Source organism: Nocardia sp. NPDC046473 (assembly GCF_040645995.1).
Taxonomy (GTDB): domain Bacteria; phylum Actinomycetota; class Actinomycetes; order Mycobacteriales; family Mycobacteriaceae; genus Nocardia.
In genome coordinates this window covers 1-5435 of the sequence record NZ_JBEYZJ010000027.1, presented here as the reverse complement: position 1 = coordinate 5435, position 5435 = coordinate 1, and the positions used below count along the sequence as shown (strand labels likewise).

1 protein-coding gene is annotated in these 5435 nt (G+C 68.2%); it reads right to left on the bottom strand.

What is annotated here, in order from left to right; all coding sequences use genetic code 11:
- Positions 1–5390 (bottom strand): SDR family NAD(P)-dependent oxidoreductase (locus tag ABZ942_RS43735; protein WP_357392261.1); only part of this gene is annotated, 5390 nt, incomplete at its 3' end.
- Positions 5391–5435 lie beyond the last annotated feature (45 nt).

The window sequence follows — 5435 nt, the reverse complement described above, 5'->3', positions numbered from 1 at the left end:
ACCCCACACCCATCCAACAATTCACGACCCATCCCCACCCACTGACTCCCCTGACCCGCAAACACCCACACCACACGACCAGCCACCACCGAACCACGCACCGGCTCAACCAAACCCGACGCCACACCATCAGCTACAGCGCTACCCTCACCACCAACCCCGGCAGAGTCCAACACCGATACCGCACGATCAGTTATGGCACTGCCAGCGCCTACCGGAACCAAAGCCACTGCCCGCGTTGCCAACTCAGCACGCCGCACCAACGCCTGCGCCACCGCCGCCGGATCCATCCGATCCTGGCCGGCATACCACCCCGCCAACGCGGTCGTCTGCCCCGTCAACGACGCCTCACCACGCGCCGACACCGGCCACGCCACCACCGACGAGCGCAATACCAACCCGCCGGGCGCCCTTGACAACTCCGGCTCTCGCACCCGGTCCGGCTCGAGCTCAGGGGCTTGTTCCACGATCACATGCGCGTTCGTGCCACTCATTCCGAACGAGGACACCGCCGCTCGACGTGGGCGATCGGTCTGCGGCCACGGCTGCGCTTCGGTCAGCAGCGACACCGCCCCCGCCGACCAATCCACATGCGACGACGGCACATTCACGTTCAGTGTCTTCGGCAGCGTGCCATGCCGCATCGCCTGCACCATCTTGATCACACCACCCACACCCGCAGCGGCCTGGGTATGCCCGATATTGGACTTCAACGACCCCAACCACAACGGATGCTCCCGATCCTGCCCATACGTCGCCAACAACGCCTGCGCCTCGATCGGATCACCCAACGATGTACCGGTCCCATGCCCCTCGACCGCATCGACATCGGCAGGCACGAGCCCCGCCGCGGCAAGCGCCGCGCGGATCACCCGCTGCTGCGACGGACCATTCGGCGCCGTCAAACCATTCGACGCACCATCCTGATTCACCGCCGAACCACGCACCACCGCGAGCACCGGATGACCGTGAGCAACCGCGTCGGACAGCCGCTCCACCAACAACAGCCCGACACCCTCGCCCCACGCCGTCCCATCGGCACCATCAGCAAACGCCTTGCACCGACCATCCGGCGCCAATCCACGCTGCCGCGAGAAATCGACAAACGTATCGGGAGTAGCCATCACGGTCGCCCCGCCGGCCAGCGCCAGATCGCACTCACCGTTACGCAACGACTGAACGGCCAGATGCAACGCCACCAGCGACGACGAACACGCCGTATCTACAGTGACCGCAGGCCCCTCCAAACCGAACACATACGAAATCCGCCCCGACGCAACGCTCCCCGAAGTCCCCGTGCTGAGGTAACCCTCCAGATGCTCTGGCAATTCGCCGGAGCCGCTGAGGTATTCACTGCTCCATGCACCCGCGAAGACGCCGGTTCGGCTGCCCCGCAACGATTCCGGATCCATCCCGGCCCGCTCGAAGACCTCCCATGCCGTCTCCAGCAGCAGCCGCTGCTGCGGGTCCATGGTTACCGCCTCACGGGGTGAGATGCCGAACAGATCCGGGTCGAACGACGCGGCGTCGTGCAGGAAGCCACCCTGACGTACGTAGCTGGTGCCGGTGTGTTCCGGATCGGGGTCGTACAGCGCGTCCACGTCCCAGCCTCGGTCGGTCGGGAAGGCGGACATGCCGTCGCGTCCTTCGGAGACCAACTGCCACAGGTCTGCCGGCGAGGACACCCCGCCGGGATACCGACAGCCCATCGCCACGATGGCGATCGGCTCACTCGCGTCCTTCGCCGCCGAGCGGCCGACGGGCGACGCATCCGGCTCGGCCGCGCCGAGCAGTTCCATCACCAAGTGTTCGGCCAAGGCGACGGTGGTCGGATAGTCGAATGTCAGTGTGGGAGACAGTCGCAGGCCGGTAGCGGCCTGTACCCGGTTGCGCAGTTCGACGGCCGTCAACGAGTCGAAGCCCACCTCGCTGAACGGCCGGTGCGGCTCGATGGCGGCGGCGTCACCGTGTCCGAGCACGGCTGCGGCTTGGATGCACACCAGCTCCACCAACCGGGACCGACGCTCGGCCGCAGGCAAACCGGCCAAGCGATCGCGCAACGAACCGCCGACCGGGGTGGCCGAGGCGACGCGACGCACTGGGCGACGTACCAGATCACGGAGCACCGGCGGCATGGTATCGATGCCGCTGTGCGACCGTAATGCCTGGAGGTCCAATCGCATTGGCACCAGCACCGGCTCGGGCAGCGCACTCGCGGCATCGAACAACGCCAAGCCTTCGGGGATGGATAGTGGTGGGGTGCCGGAGCGCGCCATGCGCGCGCGGGTGGCTTCGTCCAGGCGCGCCGCCATGCCACCGCCGTCCCATGGCCCCCATGCCAGCGCGCGGGCGGCCAGACCGGCCCGCTCGCGCTGGACGGCGAGCGCCTCCACAACGCTGTTCGCCGCGGCGTAGTTCGCCTGGCCCGGATTGCCGAGCGCGCTGGCGGCCGAGGAGAACAGGATGAACTCCGCGAGATCCGCCCCGGCGGTCAGCTCGTGCAGGTGCAGCGCACCATCAACCTTGGGCCGCAGCACCGCCGCCAACCGCGTCGGCGAAAGTCCCTCGACCACACCATCATCCAGCACACCCGCCGCGTGCACCACGGCGGTCAATGGATGCGCCGCGGAAACACCGGCCAACACCCCGGCCAACGCCGCCCGATCCGCCACATCGCACGCCACGATCGACACCGTGGCACCCAGGCCGGCCAGCCGCGCCTGCAACTGCGCCGCCCCCTCGGCCGCCGGACCACGTGCGCTCACCAACAGCAGGTGCCGCACACCACGCTCGACCACCAGATGCTCGGCCAATGCCCGGCCGAGCCCACCGGTACCGCCGGTGATCAACACCGTCCCCGCCGGCTCGAGCTCGGTCGGCATGGTCATTACGTTCTTGCCGATATGCCTGGCCTGGCTGACAAATCGGAAGGCGTCCTTCGCTTTTCGCACATCCCAGGCCGTGATCGGCAAGGGCGTGAGCACCCCGCACCGGAACAGCTCGGCCAACTCGGTGAGGATCTCGCCGATGCGGTCCGGTCCGGCCTCGTTCAGGTCGAACGGCAGGTACTGAACGCCGGGCAGCTGTGTAGCGACCTCCGCCGGATCACGCAGGTCGGTCTTGCCCATCTCGGCGAACCGGGCGCCGGGAGCGAGCAGGCGAAATGATGCGTCGACGAATTCGTTCGCCAGCGAGTTGAGCACAATATCGAACCCGGCGCCGCCGGTGGCGACACGGAAGGCCTGCTCGAATTCCAGGGTGCGCGACGAGGCCAGATGTGTTTCGTCGTAACCGAATTCGCGCAGCTTCGCCCACTTCGCCGGGCTGGCGGTGCCGAACACCTCCGCGCCCAGATGTCCGGCGATCTGCCCGGCGGCCATGCCGACGCCACCGGCGGCCGCGTGGATCAGCACCCGCTCACCGACGGCGATCCGGGCAATGTCCACCAATCCGTAGTAGGCGGTGAGGAATACCACCGGCACGGACGCCGCGGTGGCGAACGACCAGCCCTCGGGCATCCGCGCCACGGTGCGGTGGTCGGCGACGGCGACCGGTCCGAACGCCCGCGACAGCAGGCCGTAAACCGGGTCGCCGGGCTGGAATTCGGTGACGCCGGGGCCGACTTCGAGCACCACGCCCGCGCCTTCACCGCCGAGATCGATATCGCCCGGGTACATGTCCAGTGACATCAGCACGTCCCGGAAGTTCAGCCCGGCCGCGCGCACGGCGATCCGGATTTGCCCCGCCGCCAGCGGTACCAGCGCCTCGGGTGCGGCGACGAGTTCCAGTGAGTCCACGGTGCCCGGTGCACGGATGTCCAACCGCCACGCTCGCGTATCCGCCGGTGCGGCGAGGTCCGATTTGTCCGGGGTGGACAGTGCCGGGATCCATGGCTCGCCTGCCCGCAGCATCAGCTGCGGCTCTCCGGTGCGTACCGCGTCGAGGAGTTGCTCCTCGGTGGTCGTTTCGTCGATGTCGGCCAGCACGAACCGGCCGGGATGCTCGGACTGGGCCACGCGAACCAGGCCCCAGGCGGCGGCGTGGCCGAGTTCGGTCACGGTCTCGCCGGGCCGGCCTGCCACCCCGTGCCGGGTGATCACGACGAGTCGTGTGTCCTCGCGCGCATCGGCCAGCGCCGTTTGCACTCGTGCCAGCACCAGCTCGGTGCATTCTTGAATCGTCGCGCCGGTCGGCACTGTGAAAAGCTCGGGCTCAGCGGAAAACTCGGCCGAATCCTGCTGCCGGAGCGGCCGCCACCGGAGGCGGTACAGCCAGTCGGCACGGACGTTCAGCGCACCGGCGGGCAGCTCACGGACGGTCAGCGACTCCACCGCCGCGACCGGCTGTCCCGCCTGGTCGGTGACCAGCACCGACGTTTGGTTCTCGCCGATCGGGCGCAGCCGCACTCGCAGCGCGGTGGCGCCGGTGGCGTACAGGGTGTAGCCGCGCCAGGCGAACGGAACAAGAACGCCGGTATCGCGGGTGTCGGCGATGCCGAGGGCATGCAATGCCGCGTCGAGCAATGCGGGGTGCAGGCCGAAACCGGTGGACTCGGCACTCTCCGGGAGTTCCACCTCGGCATAAATGTCAGCACCGAGATGCCATGCCGCAGTGAGCCCGCGGAAACTGGGTCCATAGCGATAGCCCTGGGCATCCAGCGACGAGTACAACCCGCTCACATCGAGCGCGTCGGCACCTCGCGGCGGCCACGCGGTCAACCCCTCCGGCTCCCGAACAGCCGCTGGGGCAAGCAAACCCGTCGCGTGACGCACCCACTCCCCACCGTCAGGCCGGGAATACACACTCAACGAACGCGACTGCCGCTCATCCGCCGCCCCTACCACCAACTGCACCTGACGACCCTCGTCCAGCAGTAACGGCAGCTCCAACGTGAGCTCTTCTACTCGCCCCGCACCCACGCGATCACCGGCATGCTGAGCCAGCTCCACAAATGCGGTGCCCGGCAATAACACCACACCATCGACCACATGGTCGGCCAGCCAGCCGGCTCCCCGCACCGACAGCCGGCCCGTCAGCAACAACCCGTCAGCTTCCGCCAAACCCACCACGGCACCGAGCAACGGGTGGTCGGCGCGCCCTAGACCGGCCGAAGTCAGATCGGGCTCGCCACGGTTGGGCAGCATCCAGTAGTGCTGGCGCTGAAAGGCATACGTCGGCAGGTTGACCGCCTGCACCCCGTCGCCACCGATGACCGCGGGCCAATCGACGGCGCATCCGTCGGCATGCAACTGGGCGAGCGCGGTAAGCGCGGCCACTGGCTCGGGCCGATCGTGCCGCAGCATCGATACCACCGCCAGGTCCTGGCTCACGCAGGCCTGTGCCATCGGGGTCAGCACCGCGGCCGGACCCAACTCGATAAACCGAGTCACACCAAGCCGCTCAGCCCCACGCACCGCATCCACGAACCGAACCGG